The organism is Leptolinea tardivitalis (genome assembly GCF_001050275.1).
Classification (GTDB): Bacteria; Chloroflexota; Anaerolineae; order Anaerolineales; family Anaerolineaceae; genus Leptolinea; species Leptolinea tardivitalis.
Genome location: NZ_BBYA01000013.1, coordinates 17,810 through 42,875 on the forward strand (window position 1 = coordinate 17,810; position 25,066 = coordinate 42,875).

The 25,066-nt window shown below is 47.8% G+C and carries 18 protein-coding genes and 2 pseudogenes; 13 read left to right on the forward strand and 7 right to left on the reverse strand.

The features are described from left to right. Positions 1–76 precede the first annotated feature (76 nt). The 6 genes and pseudogenes from LTAR_RS15275 to LTAR_RS15300 all read left to right on the forward strand — a co-directional run bounded on the left by LTAR_RS15275 (position 77) and on the right by LTAR_RS15300 (position 7,738). Positions 77–1,348, forward strand: a complete 1,272-nt coding sequence (locus LTAR_RS15275; protein ID WP_062423143.1) for an ROK family transcriptional regulator — start codon at positions 77–79, stop codon at positions 1,346–1,348. A gap of 154 nt (positions 1,349–1,502) precedes the next feature. After that, positions 1,503–2,492, forward strand: a pseudogene (locus tag LTAR_RS17665) (substrate-binding domain-containing protein); the annotation flags it as partial. Between the two features lie 111 nt (positions 2,493–2,603). Then, a complete protein-coding gene (locus LTAR_RS17670) occupies positions 2,604–3,722 on the forward strand; it encodes a sugar ABC transporter substrate-binding protein (protein WP_413784835.1) in 1,119 nt (372 codons plus the stop codon). Between the two features lie 87 nt (positions 3,723–3,809). Further along, positions 3,810–5,330, forward strand: coding sequence for an ATP-binding cassette domain-containing protein (locus tag LTAR_RS15290; RefSeq protein ID WP_062423144.1), 1,521 nt, complete (start codon positions 3,810–3,812; stop codon positions 5,328–5,330). 11 nt (positions 5,331–5,341) lie between these two features. Then, the gene (locus LTAR_RS15295) at positions 5,342–6,523 is read left to right on the forward strand and encodes a sugar ABC transporter permease (RefSeq protein WP_062423145.1); all 1,182 of its coding nucleotides are present in this window, start codon (positions 5,342–5,344) and stop codon (positions 6,521–6,523) included. A 174-nt stretch (positions 6,524–6,697) separates the two neighbouring features. Continuing rightward, positions 6,698–7,738, forward strand: coding sequence for a hypothetical protein (locus LTAR_RS15300; protein ID WP_062423146.1), 1,041 nt, complete (start codon positions 6,698–6,700; stop codon positions 7,736–7,738). A gap of 2 nt (positions 7,739–7,740) precedes the next feature. Here LTAR_RS15300 and LTAR_RS15305 read toward each other — a convergent pair whose 3' ends face one another. Beyond that, a complete protein-coding gene (locus LTAR_RS15305) occupies positions 7,741–7,980 on the reverse strand; it encodes a hypothetical protein (protein WP_062423147.1) in 240 nt (79 codons plus the stop codon). After that, a complete protein-coding gene (locus LTAR_RS15310; protein ID WP_062423148.1) occupies positions 7,967–8,182 on the reverse strand; it encodes a helix-turn-helix transcriptional regulator in 216 nt (71 codons plus the stop codon). The genes LTAR_RS15305 and LTAR_RS15310 overlap by 14 nt, the downstream gene beginning before the upstream one ends. A gap of 494 nt (positions 8,183–8,676) precedes the next feature. Here LTAR_RS15310 and LTAR_RS15315 point away from each other — a divergent pair, with 494 nt between their 5' ends. After that, positions 8,677–9,975, forward strand: coding sequence for a hypothetical protein (locus LTAR_RS15315; protein ID WP_139044597.1), 1,299 nt, complete (start codon positions 8,677–8,679; stop codon positions 9,973–9,975). A gap of 191 nt (positions 9,976–10,166) precedes the next feature. Here LTAR_RS15315 and LTAR_RS15320 read toward each other — a convergent pair whose 3' ends face one another. Continuing rightward, positions 10,167–11,123, reverse strand: coding sequence for a sugar-binding transcriptional regulator (locus LTAR_RS15320; protein ID WP_158423458.1), 957 nt, complete (start codon positions 11,121–11,123; stop codon positions 10,167–10,169). Between the two features lie 465 nt (positions 11,124–11,588). On the opposite strand from LTAR_RS15320, the gene LTAR_RS15325 reads away from it, so the two are divergent. Continuing rightward, positions 11,589–11,804, forward strand: coding sequence for a hypothetical protein (locus tag LTAR_RS15325; protein WP_062423151.1), 216 nt, complete (start codon positions 11,589–11,591; stop codon positions 11,802–11,804). A 106-nt stretch (positions 11,805–11,910) separates the two neighbouring features. Here LTAR_RS15325 and LTAR_RS15330 read toward each other — a convergent pair whose 3' ends face one another. Next, the gene (locus LTAR_RS15330; protein ID WP_062423152.1) at positions 11,911–15,135 is read right to left on the reverse strand and encodes a histidine kinase N-terminal 7TM domain-containing protein; all 3,225 of its coding nucleotides are present in this window, start codon (positions 15,133–15,135) and stop codon (positions 11,911–11,913) included. Positions 15,136–15,810: 675 nt separating this feature from the next. Here LTAR_RS15330 and LTAR_RS15335 point away from each other — a divergent pair. Both LTAR_RS15335 and LTAR_RS15340 read left to right on the forward strand, forming a co-directional pair. Next, a complete protein-coding gene (locus tag LTAR_RS15335; RefSeq protein WP_062423153.1) occupies positions 15,811–16,650 on the forward strand; it encodes a response regulator transcription factor in 840 nt (279 codons plus the stop codon). Between the two features lie 108 nt (positions 16,651–16,758). Further along, complete coding sequence (locus LTAR_RS15340) at positions 16,759–20,388, forward strand: right-handed parallel beta-helix repeat-containing protein (RefSeq protein WP_062423154.1); 3,630 nt, start codon at positions 16,759–16,761, stop codon at positions 20,386–20,388. Between the two features lie 165 nt (positions 20,389–20,553). Here LTAR_RS15340 and LTAR_RS15345 read toward each other — a convergent pair whose 3' ends face one another. After that, complete coding sequence (locus LTAR_RS15345) at positions 20,554–21,570, reverse strand: class I fructose-bisphosphate aldolase (protein WP_062423155.1); 1,017 nt, start codon at positions 21,568–21,570, stop codon at positions 20,554–20,556. Between the two features lie 215 nt (positions 21,571–21,785). On the opposite strand from LTAR_RS15345, the gene LTAR_RS15350 reads away from it, so the two are divergent. Further along, positions 21,786–22,817, forward strand: coding sequence for a hypothetical protein (locus LTAR_RS15350; protein ID WP_062423157.1), 1,032 nt, complete (start codon positions 21,786–21,788; stop codon positions 22,815–22,817). A 62-nt stretch (positions 22,818–22,879) separates the two neighbouring features. After that, positions 22,880–23,638 (forward strand): MBL fold metallo-hydrolase, encoded by a 759-nt coding sequence (locus LTAR_RS15355; RefSeq protein WP_158423459.1) that lies wholly within the window; start codon positions 22,880–22,882, stop codon positions 23,636–23,638. Between the two features lie 133 nt (positions 23,639–23,771). On the opposite strand, the gene LTAR_RS17450 is transcribed toward LTAR_RS15355, so the two are convergent. Then, on the reverse strand, positions 23,772–24,179 hold the full coding sequence (locus LTAR_RS17450; RefSeq protein ID WP_062423161.1) for a hypothetical protein: 408 nt from the start codon (positions 24,177–24,179) through the stop codon (positions 23,772–23,774). Here LTAR_RS17450 and LTAR_RS17675 point away from each other — a divergent pair. After that, a pseudogene (locus LTAR_RS17675) lies at positions 24,070–24,507 on the forward strand (NBR1-Ig-like domain-containing protein); the annotation flags it as partial. The gene LTAR_RS17450 and the pseudogene LTAR_RS17675 sit on opposite strands and share 110 nt — an antisense overlap. A 32-nt stretch (positions 24,508–24,539) precedes the next feature. On the opposite strand, the gene LTAR_RS17455 reads toward LTAR_RS17675, so the two are convergent. Further along, positions 24,540–24,800 carry a hypothetical protein gene (locus LTAR_RS17455; protein ID WP_062423163.1) on the reverse strand — a complete coding sequence of 87 codons (261 nt, stop codon included), beginning with the start codon at positions 24,798–24,800 and terminating at the stop codon, positions 24,540–24,542. Positions 24,801–25,066: the final 266 nt, after the last annotated feature.

The following is a 25,066-nucleotide window of genomic DNA, read 5'->3' on the forward strand; positions in this document are numbered from 1 at the left end:
ATAAAGGACTTGAAAAATCTACTTTATAAACCACTTTATTAAACCAGAAAACAAACCCCGTTCTCACGAAAAACCAATGTTTGATCCCGACCAGGTACCTGATTACCCGCACTTAATAACGCCGAAATCCGAGATTTCATCTACGGCGGCTGTGCGCGCGCACAACCTGAGCCTTGTGTTGAACCTGATTCGAGATCGGGGAACCATTACCCGCGCTGATATCATTCACCTGACCCGGTTGAGTGCCCCGACTGTGTCTTCTCTGGTTAATATCCTCATTGCCAGCGATTTTGTGCGTGAAGGCGGCATCGGGCTCTCTTCCGGCGGCCGTAAACCGGTGGTGCTGGAGTTCAACTATGAAGCCCGCAAGGTCATCGGTATTGATATGGGGGCGGCGCACATCACCATCATCATCATGAACCTGAAAGGGGAAGTGAGCAATCGCTTCTCCTGCCATATGGATGTCCTTTTGAAGCCGGCTGAATCTCTTCAAGTCATTCATGATGCCATTGAAAACCTTCTCAAGGAAACCGGTCTAACGGAAAGCGACCTTCTGGGTATCGGGTACACCGTACCAGCTCCCCTCGAAAATGAGAAAACCGGGGAATTTGTCACCCACTACATGCCCGCATGGAAAAATATCAGTTGCATCCAGGCGGTGCGAGACATCATCAAGGATGTTCCGATCTATTTTGAAAATGACGCCAATGCCGCTGCCATTGCAGAAAAATGCTGGGGCAGTGGATTGGGTTACGACAACCTGGTGTATATCAAACTCGGCACTGGTGTTGGCAGCGGATTGATTATTAATGGCCAGGTCTACAAAGGTTTCAGCGGCACCGCCGGTGAAATCGGTCACACCACTATTGAGGCCGACGGTCGAAGCTGCCGCTGCGGAAACCGGGGCTGCCTCGAAAGTTATATTGGAATGCAGGGCATCCTCTCAGATGGTCGGCGGGCTCTGGCAAATGATGCCCGTTGGGCCGGTAAGTTAGACGAGCTGGATGTGAAAGGCGTTGTCAAGGCAGCCCGTGAAGGTAACCGTGAATGCGAAAAAATCATCACAACCGCCGGCTGGTATCTGGGCATTGGGCTGGCCAACATCATCAATCTGGTCAACCCCGGTCTTTTAATTCTGGGAGGCGACCTGGCCGATGCCGGTCAAATGCTGCTGGATCCCGCCAGACAATCGCTGGTGGAACGTACTGTAGGTTTTAACACCCGTACTGACAATCTGGTCATCGGGGAGTTGGGCAGTAATGCCGTGGCTGTTGGCGCGGCAACATTGGTTATCGCCAATGCGTTTCAAGAAACAAATATCTACTCCGCGTTAAGAAACAAAGATTAGTCCGTATTAAGCAATTCAATGCTTCACGAAAGAAGGAGGTGGTTAATTCGATCGTAAGGTAAGCAAGAGTTGTAGTTTTGTGTTGTTTGTTGTGTTGTGTCGGATCACCAAATTGTTCAAATTTATCTGGAGGAAGAGCATGTTTAAGAAGTTGATGCCTTTCGTCAGCGTTGTATTAGCGCTGACCTTTGTTCTTGCTGCTTGCGCTCCGGCTGCTGCCACCGCAGCTCCCGCCGCCGTTGAACCAACCAAAGCAGAAGCAGCCGCCCCTGCGGCTGAAGCGGGAAAATTAGCCGTTGGTATCGTACTGCCCACCAAAGATGAACCGCGCTGGGTACAGGACGAAACCCGTTTCAAAGATGCCCTGAAAGCTGCCGGATACGATGTTGAAATTCTGTTCAGCCAGGGTGATTCCGCCAAGGAAGCCTCAAATGTTGAGGCATTAATTGCCAAAGGTATCAAAGTTTTGATTATCTGCCCGCAGGACGGAAAAGCAGCTGCCGCAGCCGTAGAAAAGGCGAAAGCCGCCGGCGTGAAAGTGATCGCCTACGACCGTCTGATCACCAACACCGATGCCGTTGACTTCTTTGCGACCTTCAACAGTTTCAATGTTGGTAAAGCCCAGGGTCAATTCCTGGTAGACAAAGCCGGTGATGGCAAGGGACTGCCCCTGTATCTGTATGCCGGTGCTGCTTCAGACAACAACGCCTTCGTGTTCTTTGCTGGCGCCTGGTCAGTATTGCAGCCGAAAGTGGCAGATGGCACCTTTGTCATCAAGAACTCCAGCGAAGCTGTAGCCCTGCAGGGCAAAGCCGAACTGACCCGAGATGAACAGGCCAAGATCATTGGTCAGATCACGACGAACTGGGACTTTGCTGTCGCCAAGACGCTGGCGGAACAGAACCTGACGGCTGCCAAAGCCGAGGATAAGGGCAATGTCTTCATCCTGGCTCCGAACGATGGCACCGCCCGCTCTATTGCTGATACGTTTGCAGCTGACAAGGATGTGAAATCCTACGTTGTTACCGGGCAGGATGCTGAAAAAGCCTCTGTTCAGTACGTCATCGATGGCAAACAGTCCATGACCGTGTTCAAAGATGTCCGCACCCTGGTCAAAGATGCCATTACCACCGCAGTGGCCTTCCTGAAGGGTGAAACACCCCAGGCTCCCGGTAAAGAGAACAACGGCAAGATTGACGTTCCCGCCACCGAATCCGAAGTTGTGACCGTGACCAAAGAAAACGTCAAAGCTGTTTTGATCGACTCCGGTTACTATCCTGCCTCTGAATTTACCGGTCTCGATGCGGCGGCCGCCGCACCAGCAGCACCTACCGCCCCTGCGGCTGAAGCGGGGAAATTAGCCGTTGGTATCGTACTGCCCACCAAAGATGAACCGCGCTGGGTACAGGACGAGACCCGTTTCAAAGATGCCCTGAAAGCTGCCGGATACGATGTTGAAATTCTGTTCAGCCAGGGTGATTCCGCCAAGGAAGCCTCAAACGTTGAGGCATTAATTGCCAAAGGTATCAAAGTTTTGATTATCTGCCCGCAGGACGGAAAAGCAGCTGCCGCAGCCGTAGAAAAAGCGAAAGCCGCCGGCGTGAAAGTGATCGCCTACGACCGTCTGATCACCAACACCGATGCCGTTGACTTCTTTGCGACCTTCAACAGCTTCAATGTTGGTAAAGCCCAGGGTCAATTCCTGGTAGACAAAGCCGGTGATGGCAAGGGACTGCCCCTGTATCTGTATGCCGGTGCTGCTTCAGACAACAACGCCTTCGTGTTCTTTGCTGGCGCCTGGTCAGTATTGCAGCCGAAAGTGGCAGATGGCACCTTTGTCATCAAGAACTCCAGCGAAGCTGTAGCCCTGCAGGGCAAAGCCGAACTGACCCGAGATGAACAGGCCAAGATCATTGGTCAGATCACGACGAACTGGGACTTTGCTGTAGCCAAGACGCTGGCGGAACAGAACCTGACGGCTGCCAAAGCCGAGGATAAGGGCAATGTCTTCATCCTGGCTCCGAACGATGGCACCGCCCGCTCTATTGCTGACACGTTTGCAGCTGACAAGGATGTGAAATCCTACGTTGTTACCGGGCAGGATGCTGAAAAAGCCTCTGTTCAGTATGTCATCGATGGCAAACAGTCCATGACCGTGTTCAAAGATGTCCGCACCCTGGTCAATGACGCCATTACCACCGCAGTGGCCTTCCTGAAGGGTGAAACGCCCCAGGCTCCCGGTAAAGAGAACAACGGCAAGATTGACGTTCCCGCCACCGAATCCGAAGTTGTGACCGTGACCAAAGAAAACGTCAAAGCTGCTTTGATCGACTCCGGTTATTACAAAGCCTCTGACTTCAAGGGTCTAGAGTAAAAGTTTTTCTGAATTAATGGACTGGTGATGGCGTTAGACCGCCATCACCAGTTTTGCACTTTTTATAGCAATAAAGCTGGAGCATATATGGCCACTCCAATTCTGGAAATGAAAGGCATTACCAAGGAGTTTCCGGGCGTTAAAGCGTTAAGCAACGTTAGTTTTCAGGTAGCTGAAAACGAGATTCACTGCCTTGTCGGTGAAAATGGAGCCGGGAAATCTACCCTGATGAAAGTTTTAAGTGGAGTTTATCCGCATGGTACTTATACCGGCGAGATCCTCTTCAATGGAAAAGAACAGAAATTCGGTGGTATTGCCGATAGTGAAAAGGCCGGAATTGCCATTATCTATCAGGAAATGGCACTTGTTCCGGAAATGACCGTTTATGAAAACATCTTCCTTGGTCACGAGATCGGCAATGGGACTGTAATTGACTGGGATGAAACCATTAAACAGGCTGGCGATATGCTCAAACGCGTTCGCCTCGATGTAAATCCGGCAACCAAGGTGAAAGACCTGGGAGTGGGGAAGCAGCAACTCGTTGAGATTGCCAAAGCCTTAAGCAAAAATGTCAAATTACTGATCCTGGATGAACCAACCTCTGCCTTGAATGAAGATGATTGTGAGAACCTCTTTAAGCTTCTCCGTGAATTAAAACAACATGGGGTAACCTGCGTTCTTATATCTCATAAATTAAAAGAAGTGATTGGCATTGCAGATACGGTCACCGTGTTACGTGACGGAAAAACGATCTGCACCCTCGATGCAAAAGCCGGGGAAGTCAGTGAAAGTATATTGATCAAACACATGGTAGGCCGTGAAATCAATAACGTCTACCCGCCGAAAGACCATAAACCATCGAATGAGGTTGTGCTTGAAGTAAAGAACTGGTCTGCCTATAACACCGTCCTCGGACGGACCATCCTGAAAGATGTCAATTTCTATGTGAAAAAAGGTGAAGTTGTCGGTTTCGCCGGTCTGATGGGTTCGGGTCGGACAGAACTGGCACTGAGCATATTTGGCAATCCAGATCATTATCGGATTAGCGGTGAATTGTTTCTCAACGGAAAAAAACGGACCTTCCATAACCCGCAGGAAGCAATTGACGCCAAGATCGCTTATGTGACGGAAGACCGCAAGACTGACGGTCTGATACTCATACAGGATGTAAAACAAAACATCACCCTGGCAAATTTGCACGAAATTGCCAACAACGGAGTGGTAGACAACAACGCCGAAGTCAAGGTAGCCACCGGTTACCGGGGTGAGCTGAACATTAAAACGCCTACCATCGAGCAGAAAGTTGGCAACCTGAGCGGCGGTAATCAGCAGAAGGTTTCACTGGGGAAATGGCTGTTCGTCAAACCGAATGTGCTCATACTGGATGAACCCACCCGCGGTATTGATGTAGGCGCAAAATATGAAATCTACACCATCATGACCCGGTTGGTGAAGCAGGGCATGAGCATCATCATGATTTCATCAGAATTGCTGGAAGTACTGGGAATGAGCGACCGCATCTATGTCCTTTCCTCCGGAAGAATCACGGGTGAGTTGCCGATTGAGGAAGCGACCCAGGAAAAAATTATGAAATTGGCAACGGATTAAGGAGGACCGCCATGTCTTTTGGAGCAAATCTTAAGAAAGTATTTTCGCAGAACATCCGCGAATATGGAATGTATATCGCCCTGTTCGTGATCATGGCGATCTTTGCCGTCACGACCAAAGGCACGTTCATTTCCGCCCGCAATATCAGCAACCTGGTCAACCAGATGGGATACATTGCCGTTCTGGCTGTGGGTATGATGCTGGTCATTGTAGCCCGGCAGATTGACCTTTCCGTCGGTTTTCTGGCTGGTTTCCTGGGGGCTGTGGCGGCCATCGCCATGACCCAGTGGAATTTACCCGTCTTTATTGTCATTCCGATGATTCTTGTCTTCGGTATTCTGGCCGGGTTGTTGACCGGTTTCATGGTTGCCCAGTTGAAGATTCCCGCTTTTGTGGCTTCCATGGCTGGATGGCTGGCTTACCGCGGATTGATCCTTCTGGTTACCGAAGCCACCGGTACCATCATCATTCCCGATGAAACCTTCAATGCCATCGGGAACGGATTTATCCCAGATTTCGGCGGTTCCTTCCTGCCGGGAATTCACAAGGTTTCCCTGCTCATCGGAATCATTGCCATCGTGGCATTCATCTACAACGAAATCCGCAGCCGCAATAAGAAACAGGCCTACGGGTTTGAGGTACTGCCCACCGAAATGTTCATCATGAAACTGGTGATCATTTCGCTGTTGGTGGGAACCATCTCCTGGATTCTGGCCTCCTACCAGGGCTTTTCCTGGACACTGGTGATCGTGCTCATTGTGGCGGGAGTATATGATTTTGTGGCCAATAAAACCATTATCGGCCGCCATATCTATGCCGTTGGCGGCAATCCTGAAGCCGCTGAATTGAGCGGAATCTCCGTCAGTAAGATCCTCTACCTGGTATTTGGTTCCATGGGTATGCTGGCGGCACTCTCCGGTATTCTGTTTGCCTCACGCCTGAAATCTGCCACCACCACAGCCGGCAACCTGTTCGAAATGGATGCCATCGCCGCCTGTTATATCGGCGGTGTATCGGCGGCTGGCGGTGTCGGCAAGATCATGGGTGCCATCATTGGCGCCCTGGTGATGATGTCACTTCAGAACGGTATGCAGCTAATGGGTACCGGCATCTCGCTGCAGTATGTGATCAGAGGTCTTGTGTTGACGGCAGCTGTGATCTTTGATGTAGCCACCCGCAACCGCGCCAAATGATACTTTCTTAACCCGTTTCACCAGACTCCCCTTTCCATTCGGATAGGGGAGTTTTTCGTTTGGTTAATCGTTTGTTCGTCATGGCATTTTGATTCATTAATCCTTTGTTGATCGATGGTTAAACCGGTTTTGATATGCTAAAAACATTGATTGATATCAAGTATGGGAGATCGCATGACTACCGGTAAAAAATCCAGAATACTTTGCATTGGCGGTTCTCTTAACCAGACGATGATTGTGCACAAAATTGCCGCCTGCATGCCTGAAGCCGAATGCTGGTTCACCCCTTTCTTTGCAGAAGGGTTGGAATGGTATCTGCAAAAATTCGGTTTACTCGACCATACAATTATGGGAGGAGCGCATCGCAGGGCCACAATGGAATACCTGACTGACCATCATCTTCCTGTGGATGAAGGCGGCCAGAATGGTTTCTATGATCTGGTGATCACCTGTACTGATTTGATTGTACAGCCGTCTCTCCGACACTCTCGTATTGTTCTTGTACAGGAAGGAATCACAGAAGAAGAAGGTCTGATATACCCACTGGTGCAGAAAAAGATCCTGCCACGGGTATTTGCCAACACGGCCGCCACAGGATTATCAGATGTGTATGAAAAATTTTGTGTAGCTTCACCAGGATACCGGTCACTGTTTATCCGTAAAGGCGTGAAACCCGAAAAAATTGTGGTTACCGGAATTCCCAATTTTGATCATGCCGATGCGTATCGGAAAAACAACTTTCCTTACCGGCAGTATGTGCTGGTGGCCACATCGAGCATCCGGGAGACGTTTGGTCAGGATGATCGCATGTCATTTCTACAACAAACCCGACAAATTGTTGGAAACCTTCCGGTCATTTTCAAGCTCCACCCAAATGAAGACCAGGCAAGAGCCGAAAGGGAAATTCGTCAGGTTTTTCCAGGCAGTCTCATTTTCCATGAGGGAAATTTGCACGAAATGATCGCCAATTGCGAAATTTTTGTGGCGCAGAACACCTCGGCTGTGTATACGGCGGCGGCTTTGAGAAAGAAAACATATTCGTATATATCGTCAAAAAAGATCAAGCGGCTGATGCCAATACAAAATGGCGGTACGTCAGCACAACACATTGCGGAGGTGTGTCGACATGTACTTAACACACCTCCGCATAATGACCGGCTGCCCGTGATAATGCAGCGGCGTTCCTTGTTGTGGAACTGGCTGGCAGGGAGTTGACTCTATTGCCGGTTGTTCAGCCAGCCCAATACACCCATGAATACCAGAGCGGGAGCAATAACCAGAAAAGCCAGACCCATCCAGATGGGATCAAAACCGGCCTGTCCGCGGGTAAAAGCGGAATAGAGCAGCAGCACCAGGTTGCGTAAAAGTACACCAGCAGCAAACAACGCCACGCCGCAAATTACCAGAATCAACCCAAATCGGTTGCCCGCAGAGTTCTTTTTTTCATGAGATGTCATTTTCTTGTTCCTCTTCATAGATAAAAATTGATTCGATTGGCTGATCAAACAACCTCGCAAGGCGGAAGGCCAATATGATGGACGGATTGTATCGGCCGTTTTCCAGCGAAATGATCGTCTGTCTGCTTACGTCCACCCGGTCTGCCAGCTCTTGCTGGGTAAGTCCAGCCTGGTTCCGCAGTTGTTCCAGAATGTTTTTCATATTCTCCTTTGTAAAGCGCGCTTTACATTAGTATACCGATAAACAGAAAAATGTCAAGCTAACTTTACAATCTGTCCACTTTTCTATATTAGAATGAGGGCACTGGCAAAAAGAACCGGTAGTCAAGCAGACAGAGGGATATGGAATTGAAGAAAAAAGAGACTATCGCATCCATTGGTTTTTTGATACTTGTGCCCTTGATAGCCCATGTTTTATTTTCTCCCCTGGGTTTCAACCCAACAGATGACGGATTTACTCTTGCCTATAGCCGCCGAATACTCGAAGGGCAGATACCCCATCGAGACTTCATAATTATCCGCCCCTTCCTCTCGCCGTTGATCCACACCCCCATTGTTTTGTTTGGCGGTGACTATACCTACCTGTTATCCCGGTTTTTTGTCTGGTTTCAATTTGCCTTCATTTCCTGGACGTGGGTTTCACTGCTGGAAAAATGGGTTGTTAAACAACCTTTTCTGCCCGTAGAAAAAATATCCATGGCATTGATTTCATTCGCTGCCTCGGCACATACGTTTCCGATTATGGCCTGGCATACGATTGATGGACTGTTCTTAATGGCCATTGGACTGGTCTTTTGTATGGCCGAGAGTCCCTCTAAAAAAACCCTTGGTTATTTTATTATTGGCCTCGCCTATTTATGCAAACAGAGTTTCATTTTTCTGGCACCCGGCACGATATTCATACTGGGAGATTGGAAGAAAATTAAGTATTGGCTGGCCATCCTGATGCCCGGATTACTTTATGTGTTATTCCTGTCACTGACCCAGGCACTGCCTGATGCATTTGTGCAATTGTTGTCTCATAAGAATTCCTTTTTTAGTGTCATAGCATGTTATTTAAACTGGGTAACTTTTTCAGGTGCGATTATCAGCGCCTTTTCTGCTCATTTGATAGCAGGCAAGGAAAATCAAAAGTCTTTAATAAAAACCGATACCAAAAAATTCGTTGGTCTGTTGTTGCTTTCTTTTATTCCAATGATGATTACTTCCATGTCCTTTTTCTATCCAATTCTTATGGTTGCTGTTTCGTTTGGCATTTTTGGAATGGTTCTTGGTGTTGTTTTATATTTCATCATAAAACAATATGATAATTTTAAAAACGAAATTCAAATCTTTCTTATTGTTTTACTGATGGCATGGTGTTCATCTATTTCACTAGGGGTCAACAATCCCATTCTGGTTTTAGGACAAATGTTGGTGTCGCTTTTTGCCTTTACATATCCGTATTTTAAAAGACAGCTCAGGGAACTCTCTGATAAACCAATTTATGCTGCTTCATTAGCGTGCCTGACAGTCACCATATTTCTTTCATTTACATCGGCTCGATTTCACATTATCTATCGAGAACAAGACAGTTCAAAACTTACGTATAGCGTAGACTCGGTTTTGCCTGGAGGAAAAGGAATACGAACAAATGGAAATACATACTCATTCTTGTATGATATGAACAGGGCAATTCGTATATCCAGGGAAATGGGTAAAGGCTATGTTATTCTTCCTGATTGCGCTGGTTATTGGGTAAAATCGCCAGAAAGTAATCCATTATCTATAGATTGGGCACTTAGTAATGAATTGAGTTCGCCAGAATTAATTAATAGAGTCAATAATGAGATTGAAATGTTAAGGAATAAGGATATTTTTATTGTCCAAAAAGTGAAAGCTGATTATCTGGCGGATGAATTTTATCCAATGGGAACAGGAAACGCGGTTGTAAACTACGTCCGCGACAATTTTTCAAAAATTAGAGAGACATCTTATTTTGAACTCTATCAATAAAACCGCGGTTTTTAATAAAGTCTATGTGAAATTGATACACTATCTGAAAGAATCCTATCAGTCCCTAAAAAAAAAGAAATTTCCACTGGTAGATATACCGCTATCCCGAACAGACTTGCTTCATTTGAATCTATTACGAATAATTTAAAAATAATCTGCCCCATTCTTTAACCGGCAGGAGTGACTTAACCTTATTTTTCATCCAGGATAGCCCGGGCAAGGTCTTCATCAACGAATAAATCTGTGATAACTCCGCCGCGCAGCAGACTTGCTGTGGCAGTCGCTTTCTGAGAGCCTCCGGCGGCCAGTAGAACATGCTCTGCCTTCTTGATCTGATTGGCCGAAACGGCCATCATCCGCTGATAGATCGGGTGATCCAAAAACTGGCCGTTCTGATCAAAGTAATGCGCATATACATCACCTGCGCCGCCGACCTTTATAAACTGCTGCATGGTTTCTTCGTCGATATAAATATTCTCACCGGTGATGGGCGGCAGGGTGCCGATACTGGTGACTATATGAGTCAGTCTGTTCCACAGGGTGACGACAGGGAGGATGGTTGGGTCATTCATCAGCAACTGACAGGTTTGCGCCGATCCAGTGATCATGGGAGCCAGCAAATAATGCGGTTTACCATTGAACACACCGGCGATTTTCTGTACCTGCTGGTTCACCTGTGAATAGGTTCCGGCCAGGGTATCGGCTGTTTCCCCAACCAGTGCCACTACGTCGACCGAACGGCTGCGGCCGGGAACCAGTTGATCGGCCAATTCAGCCATGGTGCGTCCGTATCCAACACCCAGGCAGTCACCATCCTTCAATGTCGCCTCAAGGTGACGAGCCAGCGCGGCAGCAATGGCCCGGCGGGTGAGGGCGGCGGAATTATGTGATCCGGGCACTACGACAACCTGTTTCAATCCGGCCTTTTTCTTGATTTGATCAGCCAGTTCATCGCAGGAATTCTGCGGATTGAACACCTCAATTCGGACGATGCCTAATTCACGGGCTTTCTTTAAATACAGGGCGATCAGTGAGCGGGATACTCCCATAGTCTCAGCAATTTCCTGCTGAGAAAGGTTTCGTTCATAATACATATGCGCCACTTGAACCAGAGTAGCTGTCAAATTTTGATTTGAAGTTTCCATCATAATTTGCGTCATCATTCCGGGTGATCTATGGTTACTTAAAACCATTGTACCCGCCTTGAAGCGGTTGATGTTCGGCTCGATAATAAATTGACACAAACTGGCATTTTTGTTAGTTTTCAGATATAAAAATGGGGTTTCATCCCAGTTTATTATGCCGATTCTATGTTTTTTTGAATGCGGTATTTCTGGATTCTATGTACAGATAACAAAGGTAGTTCGTAACGTATAAATAAAAGTGAGATGTGAAAAGGTGCACCTCAAATTAAGGGCTATCGAAATGACCCCTGAATGTATGCAGAATCTTGAAGATCAAAATCTCATTCTGTGCCTGGCTCCCGGTTGATTTGCCCCACCGTGCATGACGATGAACCGCATCCCAACGAGGTTTAGCGGTCTTCCCCTGAGTTCGGACCGCATCAACTGATTGCATGCAATCTGAATACCACCGAGGAAGTCAAGAACTTTGTGTATCATCCCAATCGCGAAGGATTCTTATTGATCGGAGATCCAGAATCCAAACCGGCTTATTTGATCATCTCACGATGTAAGAAAGTGGAATTTAAGGCGAGGGCTATCAGCGGGCAGCAGACACCTGATGACCTGGTTGCTATGCGGATGAAATTTATCGTTCCAGGGTCAGCTTTTTCACCAAGAATGCGTATATCACGCACGGTGAGGTGACAACGAAATCCGTTGGACAGCCAGCCACGTTCTTCGTCACAGAATCTGCCAATAGAAAAGGCAAACCGCTCAACCTGGGTGGTAATAACTGGGAAGTGGGCGAAGGCTAGCCTGATGCCGATTCCCGGGAAGACTGTTCTTTCTTTTTTTTCTTTTTCAAATACATAGCCTGGTCAGCCTGTTTAAAGACCTCGGTTAATAAAACGTTATTTCCTCCCGTTGCGAAGCCGATCGATAGACTCAAACTCTGATCAGATGGAAACAACTCATTATGTTTGGCTAGAATCAATTCCAGACGCTCAACCGCCTGGCGGGCCGCGGGTTCGGCTGTCAGTGGAAGTACTACTACAAATTCATCGCCGCCCATGCGGGCGACCATATCTTCAGGCCGGAAAGAACTTTTTAGTAATCCGGCCACCCGTTGAAGCAATTCATCTCCGGCACTGTGCCCCCGGTGATCATTCACCCATTTCAATCCGTCTACATCCATCACCAGAATGCTGATGGGGAAAAGGCGGGAGCGTTGCAGCCGTTCGATTTCTGCCTCATAATATTGACGGTTGTACAGTCCTGTTAATATATCGTGCATGCTTTGGTAATGCAGGGTATCTTCCACTTTTTTCCGGTCTGTAATATCACGTGCTACCCAGATAACACTGTCTTCCGTCAGGGGAGAGACATTGGCAGAGAACCAGTACTCACGGCCGCCGATTGGCAGGCTGTAATCACGGCGAGTCATTTCTTTCGTCGCCAGTGTTTGATAAATCGTATTCATAAATAAGGAGGCAATATCCGGGGGGAATATCTCGGAAATAGACCGGTTTTTCAATTCGTCTGGTGAACGAAAATACCGCTGTGAACTGGTGGGGGCAATCTCCTGATACCGGCCTTCGGAATCATAAATGATGATCACATCTGTCATGGCCCGGAAAAGGGAACGCAGCTTGTTTTCAGAAATCTGCAGAGCTTCTTCCGCCCGCCGGCGTTCACTGATGAAACGGGCCTGCTGAATATTCTGATAGGCAGAATTGGAAAGGTACGTAGAGAAGGTATAAAGTGCCTGTGAGATATCCATAAACCGATCCTTTGAGAGAGTCGGGATCTCCCGAAAGGCGTTTAGAGCTTCAGTTTCATCAATACCCAGTGAGTGTACGTAATTTAACATCATTTCTTCATCTATATCTTCACTGCGCAATTGACCAATGAGCCAGTTGGCAATATGTTTCCCCCCGATACGAATGGGTGCTCCGGCGTGCAGCAAACCGACACTGGGGCAGGGCAGGATCTGTGTATGCAGCGAAGAGCTCTGGCATAAGTCAGAATCATTCTTTATACAATCTTTTTCCCCCACCGGATTCTTACGGATGATGTCGTTGCAGAAGCGGCAAAAATTACTGGGTTTTGTTATGGGTGTTCCATCAATGCGTGTAATTATGGAAGCCACCTCCATAGCACGGGCAAAAGCATCTTGCATGGATTGTAGATCATCGATATTAAACAGATCGTCGAGTTCGATATTGTCGGTGGCTTCGAGGGGTTGTGTCAGCGCCATCATCCTTTTTTCCAGCGCATGTTCTATCTGCTTTTGTGCTGTAATATCCTGGATCACTCCGCTTACCTTGTTGGGTTTTCCTTCCACATCTGGAAGAATGGTAGTGACCACATGCATGATATGCGGTTCTATTTCTCCATCGTACAAAATTTCAATATCACCGTCGAATTCCTGCAGGTTGCTCAGGCTGTCCTTGAGTTTATCTGACCATTCCATCTTCCGGTTTGTGGTGATGTATCGTTCCAGTTGGTCGAGTGATTTGATCTCTTCAGATGGGTTGACCCCCATGATCCTGAGATATTCATCTGATGCCCAGAATTCTCCGGTAGAGGGTGTGAATTCCCAATTGCCCACATGGGCAATCTTCTGAGCCATCCGCAGGCGGGTTTCACTTTCGAGAAGACTCTTTTCCATCTGTTTTCGGTTGGTAATATCACGAGCAATCCAGATGACGGCGTCTTCGGATAAAGGCGACACATTCCCTGAAAACCAGATTTCCTTACCATTGATGGTCATAGCATAGTCAACCTGAACCATCCGTCCGGCGGTCAGCGCCTGGTGAATGGTGTTGATGATCAAATCCGCATCTGGTTGGGGGAAAATATCGTAAACGGTTTTTCCCATCAATTGCAGTGGATCTCTGGCCAGGTTTTCCGGATTTGTCGGTGCGATTTCCAGATAACGGCCATCTTTATCCAGAATTAAAACCACATCGGTAATGGAATGAAACAGAGATCGTATCTTGTTTTCAGATGCGAGAAACGCTTCTTCTGTCTTTTTATACGTGCTGATATCATGAAATATGGCAAACCAACCAATCGATGGTTTTGGCGGATTCTGAATGGGGTAAAAATCAATACTGTAATAGTGCACCACACCGTTTTGTTGTAAATGTACTGTGGTTGTTTCTGCAAATTTGCAATCCAGAATTTTCAAGATTTCTGGATACGGGCTAAAAATGGTGCGGGCATCCTGACCGATTGAATTATTGATCTCTGGAAAGATGGACTGCGCTGCCGGATTGATATAGACGATATGTTTCTGACTATCCAAAATAATAATGCCATTTGACGTGGTTTCCACCAACCTGGAATAAGCAATCGGAGCGATATCCAACAGGCCATAAAAGCGGAATCCGTAAACCACAAATACACCGCTGATGATAAAGATAAACGGAGTAAGGTCCAGATCTTTAAAAGGACTGAGGCCAAATACGCCGATCAAACAACCAACCAGTGGAAAGATAAAACCCAGGTTAATAATTAACGCCTGCCGTCGTGCAATTTCTGGAGCGTTTTTCATAAAATTGAAAAGAATAAAAATGGCCAGAATAATTAATGCGAACGTATAGATGGCATTAAACCAAAACCAAATTCCCCCGGAGATAATGGCATTCGGATTCCGATGCCCTCCAAAAAACCACCCGTGATATGCATCTGTCCAGAGAAGCAATAAAGTTATGATCGGTTCTATGGCCAGCAAAGAGATTTTTTTTGATGTGAAGTATTCATCCCTCTGTGCAAATTGAAAAGAAAACACCAGCATGGCTGGAGGAGCCAGTACCACTCCAAAGTACGTCATTTGCAACCAGAAATACTGCCAGGCTGTATCATTCGTCAACCAGCGGCAGGCATAAAAGACAGCCCACAGGCCGAGGGCGGTCATGATAATAGATAAGGAAGTCGCACCAAGTTTGGGTCTTCGATTAAAAGCCAAAACAGCAAGAGAAAAAGAAATTAGAGCAGAAACCATCAAGGCATTGGCAAACAGATGATTCATTCCAATGCTCCATATTGACATGCAGAAATGGCAAAACCCCTCTGTTTTTTATCCATATTTGACTCAAATCCTTATTCCGGGTTGATTATTATCAGGCGGACGCAACGGCGATGGGTCAAAAGATGGTTTCTTCTATGTATCTGCCCTGTGTCATTGAATGTAGAAATTCACCGTGCCATATATTACTATCATAGTATGATCTGAATTGACATAAAACAAGAATAAATGTTGTGTGGCAAAAAATCAACTGAAGAGCCTCTTGTGCTTTTATTCGGTGCAAGGCGGCATGTTCACCTGAAAATGATATAAGGCGAGGTGTTTTTATGGTACATAGACGTCTACCAACAGTCTCATTGAAGTAAGGTGATAAAAAGATACATGTTCATAACTGTCCGTCAATATGATTGACAACCGCAAGAGTCCTTCTATAATGAAATATGTCACTGAGGGATAATTCATTGTTTTATCGTTACCAGATATTTTTATTGTTTCATTAAGAAAATACCTATCCAGCCTTCAACATTTGTTTTATGTTGAAAGTTATGATCTGCCACCAATATGTGGTCGCTTTTCTACTATGTGAATAGTAGGATATGGTGTCAGGGAGCTACTAGCGAAACCGGTCACTCATGATGGCCGGTTGTTTTTTTCTGCAAGGCAATAATTGGAGGGACTATGTTCACCTCTACCTTTGATTCGGGTGTAGCGGTTAGGAAAGGTGTCGATCTCGATATTATTGAACCCGAGAAACCTCACAAGCGGGTTTTAATCATTGATGATGAAGTCGAAACGATCGGATTGGTAAAGCATATTTTGATCAACGCCGGAATTGATGTGGTTTCAGCCTGCAGCGGGGCGGAAGCCCTGAAACGGATCAACCAGATCGGACCGGATGTCATTTTGCTTGACCTTCTCATGCCAGGCATGGACGGTTGGCAGGTGTATGAAAAATTGCGGCACGTAACGAATGTGCCGGTGATGATCATTTCAGCCCTGTCGGATAAAGAAGATGTTGTGCGGGGGTTGAATATTGGAGCCGATGATTACATTGCCAAACCCTTCCATCCGTCTGAACTGGTTGCCCGTATCAACCGGGTGACATATCAGCGCACATCACTTCATTTTTCCCAAATTTTCAAATTTCCGGCCGCCGGATTGGAAATCGACAGCAATAACCGTGAAGTACTTTACAACGAGAAGATGGCTGTTCTACCGATGCGCGAATTTGGCGTACTGGTAGCCCTTGCGCGGCGTCCAGGTCAGTGGGTAGACCTGGCTACGATCGCCTATGAGGTGTGGAATGATTCCAACATCCGCATTCAAAGCCGGATTAAATACCTGGTGTTTCTGCTCCGTTCCAAACTGGAGAGAGACCCCGGTAATCCACGGTTGATCGTTAGCCGTGAGGGCCTGGGATATAAATTGGCGGTATCCACAGGCACAGAACCAATGAAAGGAAAGGGGGTGATACCAGGCATGATAAACACCGGTCAGCCTGCCGGCAGCCAGGCATAATGCAACGGCGCGGCAATGCTGGAATGAATCCGCCCGCCAATGGGGAAAACAGCTAACCTGGTTCCAGTCTTTCAAGAAGTCTATGTGTTTTAATTCAGGAGGATTGCTATGGTCACAAAAAATAGGTTTGTGATCGTATTTCAAGCTGTGTTTGTTGTCATCTTCACGTTTGGACTTCTGTTCCCGGCAGGGATGGTAGTTCGAGCTCAAGATGTCGTTCCTCCAGCGGAAACAACTACAGACGAATCAGTACCTGACAGTGGTTCAGGTGACACATCAGCCCCGGCTGCGCCGGCGGATCCTGCCCCGGCTGCGCCGGCGGATCCTGCCCCGGCTGCGCCAGTCGAACCGGCTCCGGTTGTTGAGGTTCCGGCAGTCGACCCGGCGGCTACCGAAGCACCGGTTGAAGCTGCCCCGGCAGATGTTGTCTTACCGGCGGCAACTGAAGCCCCGGCTGTTGAAGCCCTTCCGGTAGTCGACCCGGCGATTGTTCCGACGGAAGATCCTTTGCTGGTTCCGGTACTTCCGGCTCCTGTAGTGGAAGAACCAACCGCAGCAATCGATACACCGGCGGAAGTGATTGAGGCGCTGCCAGAACAGGCAGACCTCGTGGTGCTTGATGGCAATGGCGAACCCGTTCCGTTGGTGACGGTTGAAGCAGCAGATGCCATTGTTTCCGGCGACCCGATGTGGTGCCCGGGAACAACAGCCGCGGGCGATGCGAGTTGTAAGAAATTCTCAACTATTGAAAAAGCCATTGCCTATGCCAAACAGGATGGTCACGGTGAATGCACCATCTATGTGGCGGAAGATTACCACACCACCAGCAAGACCACCATCGTGATTGATGAAGATGATTTCAATATGAGCGGTTTCAATATGTTTCTGGTAGGCGGTGTCGATCTCTCAAGTACATCCAGTGCCACATACGGACAGGTGATCGGGCAGACATCACTCAATCAGTATTTCTTGATTGATGATATTACCGGTTCGTTCACCCTGGCCAATTTCATCATAAACGAATTCAAAAAGAACACATCCAATGAATCAAGTGTCTACATTTCCGATTCGAAAAATGTAACCTTGAAGAATCTATCCATCACCAATGCCGGGGATGGCAGCGGCATCCGAGTTGCCAACAGCAAAGATGTAAAGATCGAAGATTCTGCGGTTAAAGACTTCAAATCAGGAAATGCCATTAAGATTACGGATTCGGCGGATATCATGATCATGAACACCAAGGCTCATGATTACGATCACGACAGTGCCATCTATCTCTATAATGATAAAGCTGTAGAACTGAAAGAGGTTACAGCCAAGTCTGATGATTCCAACGGCCTGTTCTCTGAATTTGGCAAAGATTACTTAAGCATCATCGATAGCTTCTTCAACTACAATGATGGATATGGAATTCTGGTATCCGACATGAATGGTTGGGTTTCTCTCGATAATGTCGAAGCCAATTTCAATGATGATGGCGGAGTCAAGATTGAGACAAAGCTGAACCATGACAGCGGCGTTACCATCAAGGGTGGTTCGATCAGCCATAATGATGGTGAGTATGGTCTGTCAGTGAAGTCTGAAACCATTGAATTGGGTAAAGGCCTCCAGGTAAATTCCAACAAAAAGAATGGTGCCAGCCTCTGGGCACATCAATGGATTGACCTCGAGACGGCTTCCTTCAATGGCAACCACCATGGTTATGGACTCCATGCGACCGCAGAACACAAGTACATTTTCATTGATGGAATCGAAGCCAATGAAAATGGCACATACGGTGCTCTGCTTGAAGCCAAATCTGACCTCACCCTGAAGAATGGTTTCTTTGACAGAAATGACCAGGAAGGCCTGACTGCAACAACAGCCGATGGCGAGATGTTGTTGAGCATTGTCTCGGCTTCTGGAAATGGCTGGGGCGACAAGCATGGTTATGGCATGCACTTGATGAGTGATGGTGCCATGAATCTGGATGCCCTGACAGTTGTCGGAAACTTCAACGAAGGGTTGAAGGCAGAATCGGATGAGACGATGAATATTACCAAGTCTCATTTTGATAACAATGGCTGGGGTAAATACTTCCATCCGTATTGCGGAGATGGATACGGTGCCGACCTGTTCAGCAAGTCTGATCTGACCATTGTGGATAGCAGTTTTGACAACAACTTTAACGATGGTTTGATTGCCGAAGCTGGATCTGGTATTGGCCAGGTTTATCCGACACTGGATTCCTTTGGGTTACCATTCCCCTATCCGCATCCGATTATCGGCAATATCACATTAGAAAATGTGACAGCCAATAATAACGGATACAAGTTTGAAAGCTCTAAGGAAACCAAAGAGGATGCCAATGGAGCTAACCTGAAAACCAACGGCAATCTGACCATTACGGGCAGCGAGTTCAATGGCAACTATAACTCGGGTCTGTATGCAGATGCCGCCGGTAAGATCAGGGTGGAAAGCTCTCAAGTCAATAAGAATGAAGGATGGGAAAAGGGCGATTTTGGTGCCATATTCCATGGCAAATCGAGTATTGATCTCTTGAACTCGACCTTTGACATGAACTGGGGTCCGGGATTGCAGGTGTACGTCTTGGGAGCCATCAATGTGGATGGTGTAAGTGCCAGCGACAATATGTCCTGGGAAGGCTACTATCCGGGTTATGGCGCTGTCTTAGATACGAAGTTTGGCGGCGTAACCATTGCCAACAGCTTCTTCAATGACAATGAAGGATTTGGCCTGTTTGTCTGGTCGAATGATGATGTGACTGTGAAAAAGACAGAAGTCAATAATAATGACTACGGTTGGTTCTGGGATGGACCGGTATATGCCGAGGTCGTCATGCTGGGAAGCGGGCCGGTATTTGGGCCTCCGTATGATCTTTCGGATTACAACGGTGACGGCGCCTTCATCCATTCAGAATTTGGATCGGTCACCATCAATAACAGCCAGTTCAATGGAAATGAAGAACACGGACTGAGCGTGGAAGCCTGGAAGGACATTACCCTTGATAAGGTTGAGGTGATCGGAAATGGCGATGACGGTGCCAAACTCAGGGCCCACGGTAATATCACCGTAAGCTGCAGTAAATTCATTGACAATGGGGATTACGGACTCAAAGCTGGAGCCACAGGTCTGAATTCCGCGGTTACCCTGAATAGCAATACATTCAGCGGTAACGGGGATGGCGACTATGACATCTGGGCTGGTGAACTAACCGAGAACCTGAATTACCCATGCGGTAGTAATGGCGGCGGTGGTGGTGGTACAGCTGGTGGCGGCGGTGGCCCTGCCTTCGGTCTCAACCCACTCGTTGGGGTTATCCCGGTCACCGGTGGTGAATTTATGGCGCTCTCCTGCACAGGAATCAGCGTCTTGCAGCTGCCCGATGGTGAAGAAACAATCTTCAATCAACCCATGTGCGGTTACATGGCCACCATGGAACTGGTAACACCGGAAGATCTTCCCGGTCAGATTCCGGCAGAATGGAAGTTTGTCGATGGATTCACCGTCACACTGATGTTCGGCAACGAAGTGGTAAATAATCTGCCGGTCGGTGCGACGGATACCCTGGTTTTCCCGCTTTCAAAGGAGCAGGCTTCGGGTTCATTCCACATTCTGTTCTGGGATGTGACAGCTAATGGCGGATTGGGTGATTGGATCGATCTGGGCGGCGTGAAAGAAGCCCTGAAGTGGACCAAGACCCATGATCAGACGGGTACCTTCATACTGGTTGAATAACCGGTAGACGCCTGTCTGCCCCTGTCCCCCCCTGAAAAAGGGGGGGACTTTTTTAATAGGGTAAATCCCTGCAGCTTTCGTACAGGGATTTACACCTCAACGTACCAGTAAGGGTACCAGGAACCGACGCCGGAGGGAGAAATATCCCGGCGGGGTATGGACGGGTTAAGAGTTTTCCATTTCTGGTGAATATTGGCCTTCACGCGCGGCGGATAACAATTTGCCGCGCCGGTAAAGTTCTTTCTGGGCGGCATCAACATTCTGCGGTTTACCTTTCCATATCGCAAAAGCCGGGTCGGCCATACTGCGCAGGTAAGAATAGCTCAATTCCCACGGGAAACCGCCGATTTTGTTCATAGCATCGAGCCGGGCAGTTGAGATTTGTGTGCCCTGACCGCCAGAGAGGAACACCACGCCTGGAATGGCAGAAGGAATGGTGCGCTTCAATACCCGCAAGGAGGCTTCTGCCACCGCAGGAATATCAGCCTGAACAGGGCAATCACGGCCAGGCAAAATCATATTGGTTTTCACCAGCAGTCCTTCGAGAAACACATTTTGTTTAAAGAACTGGTTTACCATTTCGTTGAGAATCCAGGTGGTCACCTCTTCGTCACGTTCCAGGGTATGGCTGCCCGTCATGTTGACATCCGGTTCGACTACCGGCACCACGTCCATTTCCTGACAGATGGCGGCATACCGGGCAAGCTGCCAGGCATTGGCTTCAATGCAGGCTCTTGATGGATTATTTTTATCAATCAGTATGACAGCCCGCCATTTGGCAAATACCGCACCCAATTTTTTATACTCTTCCAACCGGACTCTCAAACCATCCAGCCCTTCTGAAATCTTGTCGCCGGGAAAACCAGCCATATCAATAAAACCGGTATCCACCTTGATGCCTGAAAGGATGCCTTTCGACCGGAAAAAGTCAGGGAATGGGCGGCCGTCGTGTGCTTTTTGACGAATGGATTCATCGAACATGATAACTCCCGAAATAAATTCTTCCAATCCGGGAGCGGTGAACATCATATCGCGGTAAGCGCGCCGATTTTCTTCTGTGTGGGGGAGATTAATGGGAGCAAAACGCTGCGAGGTGCTTCTCAGGCTTTCATCAGCGGCGAGAATTCCTTTTTTTCGGGCAACCAGCGCACGAGCGGTTGTATTAAGGAGTGCTTTATCCATTCAAAGCTCCTTTCAGGAAAACTCAATCAGAGAACAAGTTGTACACAAAGGTACACATAATGTACCACTTGCAAAACTGAAAGTCAATCGCTTGTCTGATAATTGTGCTGATCATTTGAACAAACTTTCCTCTGAATGTGTGAAGTAATGAAAAAACACCTCAATTAAAGATGCAAAGACAATTGCATTCGATTTTCGATTAAAATGGGCGCGTTATGAAACGATTTATCCAATATATATCCCTTTGTATTTTCCTGACCGGGTGTTCCACCATCGGTCAGGCTGCCAGTTTATCGGTTGATCCTACAGCCGCCATGCAGACGTCTGTTGCTTTGCAGGTGCAAACCCTGAGTGTTCAACAGACAGATGTTGCCCGTCAGGTGCAGACAATGTCGGCTGCTTTGCCTACCCAGACGGCCTCTGTTCAACCTACACAGAATCCGCCCACCCAACCGGCCAATCAGCCGTCACAATCACCCACCCGACCGGTCGTTCCCACGCTCACTCCAGGCCCAAGTCCTACACCTGAGAACAGTCTAACCTCCCAGGGTTGGGGACAGGCGCCCATCATTCCCACAGTGGGAACCCGGGCAAAGGAAATTTATCAACGCGGTTTGCTGATGGGTAATGATCCCCGACATTTTTCGGTAGCCGGTGATTGCCAGTCAGTGCCGCAGGTTTTTATGGGCATTTTTGATGGAGACCGTTACCGCCTTTCAGATGCTGACAAAGCACTACAGGAGACGATTGATAATTTCAAAGGACAGTTTAGCCGAGATGGAGTAGCCGTCCGCCAGGGTTTCGGGATCACTTCTATCCTTGACCCAACCTGGTCTGAAACCGGGATTTGCGATGCCAGCGAGACTCCATTGGATTGTGAATTCCGGGTTAACAAACCTTCAATTCTCTTTATTAATATGGGAACGAATTGGAAGAACGGCAATGCCGAAGGGTATGAAAAATACCTCCGTCAGGTGGTGGACATCTGCCTGGAACACGGCGTTTTACCTATCCTTTCCTCTAAAATTGATAACATCGAAGGCGACCATTCCATTAATAAGGTGACCGCTTCTGTAGCACACGATTACGACCTGCCATACTGGAATACCTGGCTGGCTGCCGACAGTCTGCCGCACCACGGATTGGATAGTGACCGCGGGGATATTTACTTTTCCACAGATGCCCAGTATGTGCGCGAACTAAGCGGCCTGCGGGCATTGGATGCCGTCTGGCGCGGAGTCAGATAAACCAGTCGTAAAATATCCATAGAGGGTAATAAACCATGATCTCACTGGCAGAACACATCAACATGACAAAGCTCAAAAAAGGCCAGTTGGCTTTATATTGGCTCGGACAGGCCGGGTTTGTGTTGAAATCGCCCGGCGGAACGGTCATTTTCATCGATGCGTATCTGAGCCATTCTGTAGAACGCAAATTTGGACCGCAGTGGAAACGCATCATGCCGCCGCCTATGGAAGCCGGTGAGGTGGATTGTGACTGGTTTGTCAGCACGCATGAACATGATGACCATCTCGATGTGGACAGTATTCCGGAAATCAGCCGGAACAGCCGGGTGCATTTTGCCGGACCCCGCGAATGTACAACTTTCTACCGTACGGCTGGAATTGCCGGTGACCGTTGCCTGGAACTAACAGAAGGACAGCAGATACGCATGGGCGATTTCACCTGCTCGGTGGTTTTTGCCGACCACGGCGATCAGGCGCCGGATGCCGTTGGCCTGGTCTTTGAGCTGGATGGCCTGCACATTTATCATACCGGCGATACCGCCCTGCGCCCTGACAAGATGAAATCCGTCATTGCCATGCAGCCACAGGTCATATTGCCATGTATCAACGGCGCATTCGGCAACCTGGACTCTGAAAGTGCCGCAGAGCTTGTGAAGCTGACCGGGTCAAAACTGGTAATTCCCACCCATTTCTGGACGTTTGTAGAGCACCTGGGAAACCCCTGGGAATTTCAAAAAAAATGTCAAACAATTGCGCCAGAATCAAATATCCGCTGGATGACGCAGGGAGAAGGCATCATGTTATCGGCAAACGATTTTTAACAATAAATGAGAAAAACAATTTTAACGTACACATAACCCAGGTAAAAAAAATAAAAAGTTGTGTTTTCATTCCAATCAGGTTCATTCAAGGGATTAAATCTATCAACAAAGATTCAGAGAGATTTAACAACAGCTAAACAGGTTCTAAATAAGCGGGCGATAAACTTGGCAGGAATTCTGGAAAAAACATCCAATCAACAGCCGAAATTCTTGACCCCGTTGGCATCACAACAAGAGGATTTCGCGAGGCAATCATGTTCAACAGAAGTAAAAAGGCATTTATTCTTCTATCAATCGGAGTGGTTGTATCATCTGCCTGTACACTGCCACTTTTTAAAAACGTCAACCTGGTCATTTCTGTGGCAACCATCTCTGCCTCTTCGAATAAGGAAAGATCTGAATTGACGGCGACTTTGGCTCCATCTTCCACGATGACGCTGACACCTACGCTGACAGCTACACCTACGCAGACTCTCACACAAACGGTCACACCAACACCGGAAGAAACCGAATCTACTACCACAGATGATTCAGATTGCAACCGGGCGGAATTTGTCCGAGATGTAAATTACCCCGATGGAGCCAACCTCTATATCGGAACAACGTTTGATAAAACCTGGCGACTTAAAAATGTGGGAACATGTACATGGACATCGGGTTATTCGGTTGTGTTTTCTTCCGGTTACCGCATGGGCGCACCGTATTCCAGGCATTTTACTAAAGTAGATATTAAACCCGGTGAAACGGTAGATATTACCCTTTCCTTCACGTCACCGGAGTATGCTGGATATTATACCGGCTCATTCATGCTGCGTTCGAGTGACGGAGAAATTTTTGGCGTAGGCAGCCAGGGGGCCACCCCGTTCTGGGTGAAAATAAACACCTATTCTTCTTATTATTACTACACATCCACCCCCACACCTACTGAAGTACCGACGCGCAAACCGAAGCCCCCAAAGCCGCCTTTCCCGCCACCGCCGAGCCCGACATCCTCACCCACTGCGGCACCTACAGCCGTGCCTACTCTGGCACCTACTACGGCACCAACGGCCGTGCCTACCGCGGCGCCAACGGCCGTGCCCACTACGGCGCCAACAGTTGCACCTACTACGGCGCCAACAATAGCTCCCAGCCCGATACCCACATAATTTGCCCTCATCATCTACTTCTCCCTCAAGGATTTTAGAAATCCGAAACAATTCCCCATTTCCGGGGAATTGTTTCTATTCCGTACAGGTTATGAACCGGTTGCGTAATGCCTCACGGGAAAATGTAACCAAAGGGTAATCGTTGCCTCATAATTGATGTTACCGAGATAAAGTACATAATTGGTGAACCTTCTGATCTATGGACTTACGAAGAGTAACTGGATTTAGCTGAACATACAAATTGGTGAGGTTGGCTTTGATCTGGAAGGGGATCAGATCA

Excerpts from the sequence above, each read along its gene's own strand:
- LTAR_RS15275 (WP_062423143.1), top strand. The coding sequence starts at position 77 with ATGTTTGATCCCGACCAGGTACCTGATTACCCGCACTTAATAACGCCG.
- LTAR_RS15290 (WP_062423144.1), top strand. The coding sequence starts at position 3,810 with ATGGCCACTCCAATTCTGGAAATGAAAGGCATTACCAAGGAGTTTCCG.
- LTAR_RS15295 (WP_062423145.1), top strand. The coding sequence starts at position 5,342 with ATGTCTTTTGGAGCAAATCTTAAGAAAGTATTTTCGCAGAACATCCGC.
- LTAR_RS15300 (WP_062423146.1), top strand. The coding sequence starts at position 6,698 with ATGACTACCGGTAAAAAATCCAGAATACTTTGCATTGGCGGTTCTCTT.
- LTAR_RS15305 (WP_062423147.1), bottom strand. The coding sequence starts at position 7,980 with ATGACATCTCATGAAAAAAAGAACTCTGCGGGCAACCGATTTGGGTTG.
- LTAR_RS15310 (WP_062423148.1), bottom strand. The coding sequence starts at position 8,182 with ATGAAAAACATTCTGGAACAACTGCGGAACCAGGCTGGACTTACCCAG.
- LTAR_RS15315 (WP_139044597.1), top strand. The coding sequence starts at position 8,677 with ATGGCATTGATTTCATTCGCTGCCTCGGCACATACGTTTCCGATTATG.
- LTAR_RS15320 (WP_158423458.1), bottom strand. The coding sequence starts at position 11,123 with ATGATGGAAACTTCAAATCAAAATTTGACAGCTACTCTGGTTCAAGTG.
- LTAR_RS15330 (WP_062423152.1), bottom strand. The coding sequence starts at position 15,135 with ATGAATCATCTGTTTGCCAATGCCTTGATGGTTTCTGCTCTAATTTCT.
- LTAR_RS15335 (WP_062423153.1), top strand. The coding sequence starts at position 15,811 with ATGTTCACCTCTACCTTTGATTCGGGTGTAGCGGTTAGGAAAGGTGTC.
- LTAR_RS15340 (WP_062423154.1), top strand. The coding sequence starts at position 16,759 with ATGGTCACAAAAAATAGGTTTGTGATCGTATTTCAAGCTGTGTTTGTT.
- LTAR_RS15345 (WP_062423155.1), bottom strand. The coding sequence starts at position 21,570 with ATGGATAAAGCACTCCTTAATACAACCGCTCGTGCGCTGGTTGCCCGA.
- LTAR_RS15350 (WP_062423157.1), top strand. The coding sequence starts at position 21,786 with ATGAAACGATTTATCCAATATATATCCCTTTGTATTTTCCTGACCGGG.
- LTAR_RS15355 (WP_158423459.1), top strand. The coding sequence starts at position 22,880 with ATGACAAAGCTCAAAAAAGGCCAGTTGGCTTTATATTGGCTCGGACAG.
- LTAR_RS17455 (WP_062423163.1), bottom strand. The coding sequence starts at position 24,800 with ATGATGAGGGCAAATTATGTGGGTATCGGGCTGGGAGCTATTGTTGGC.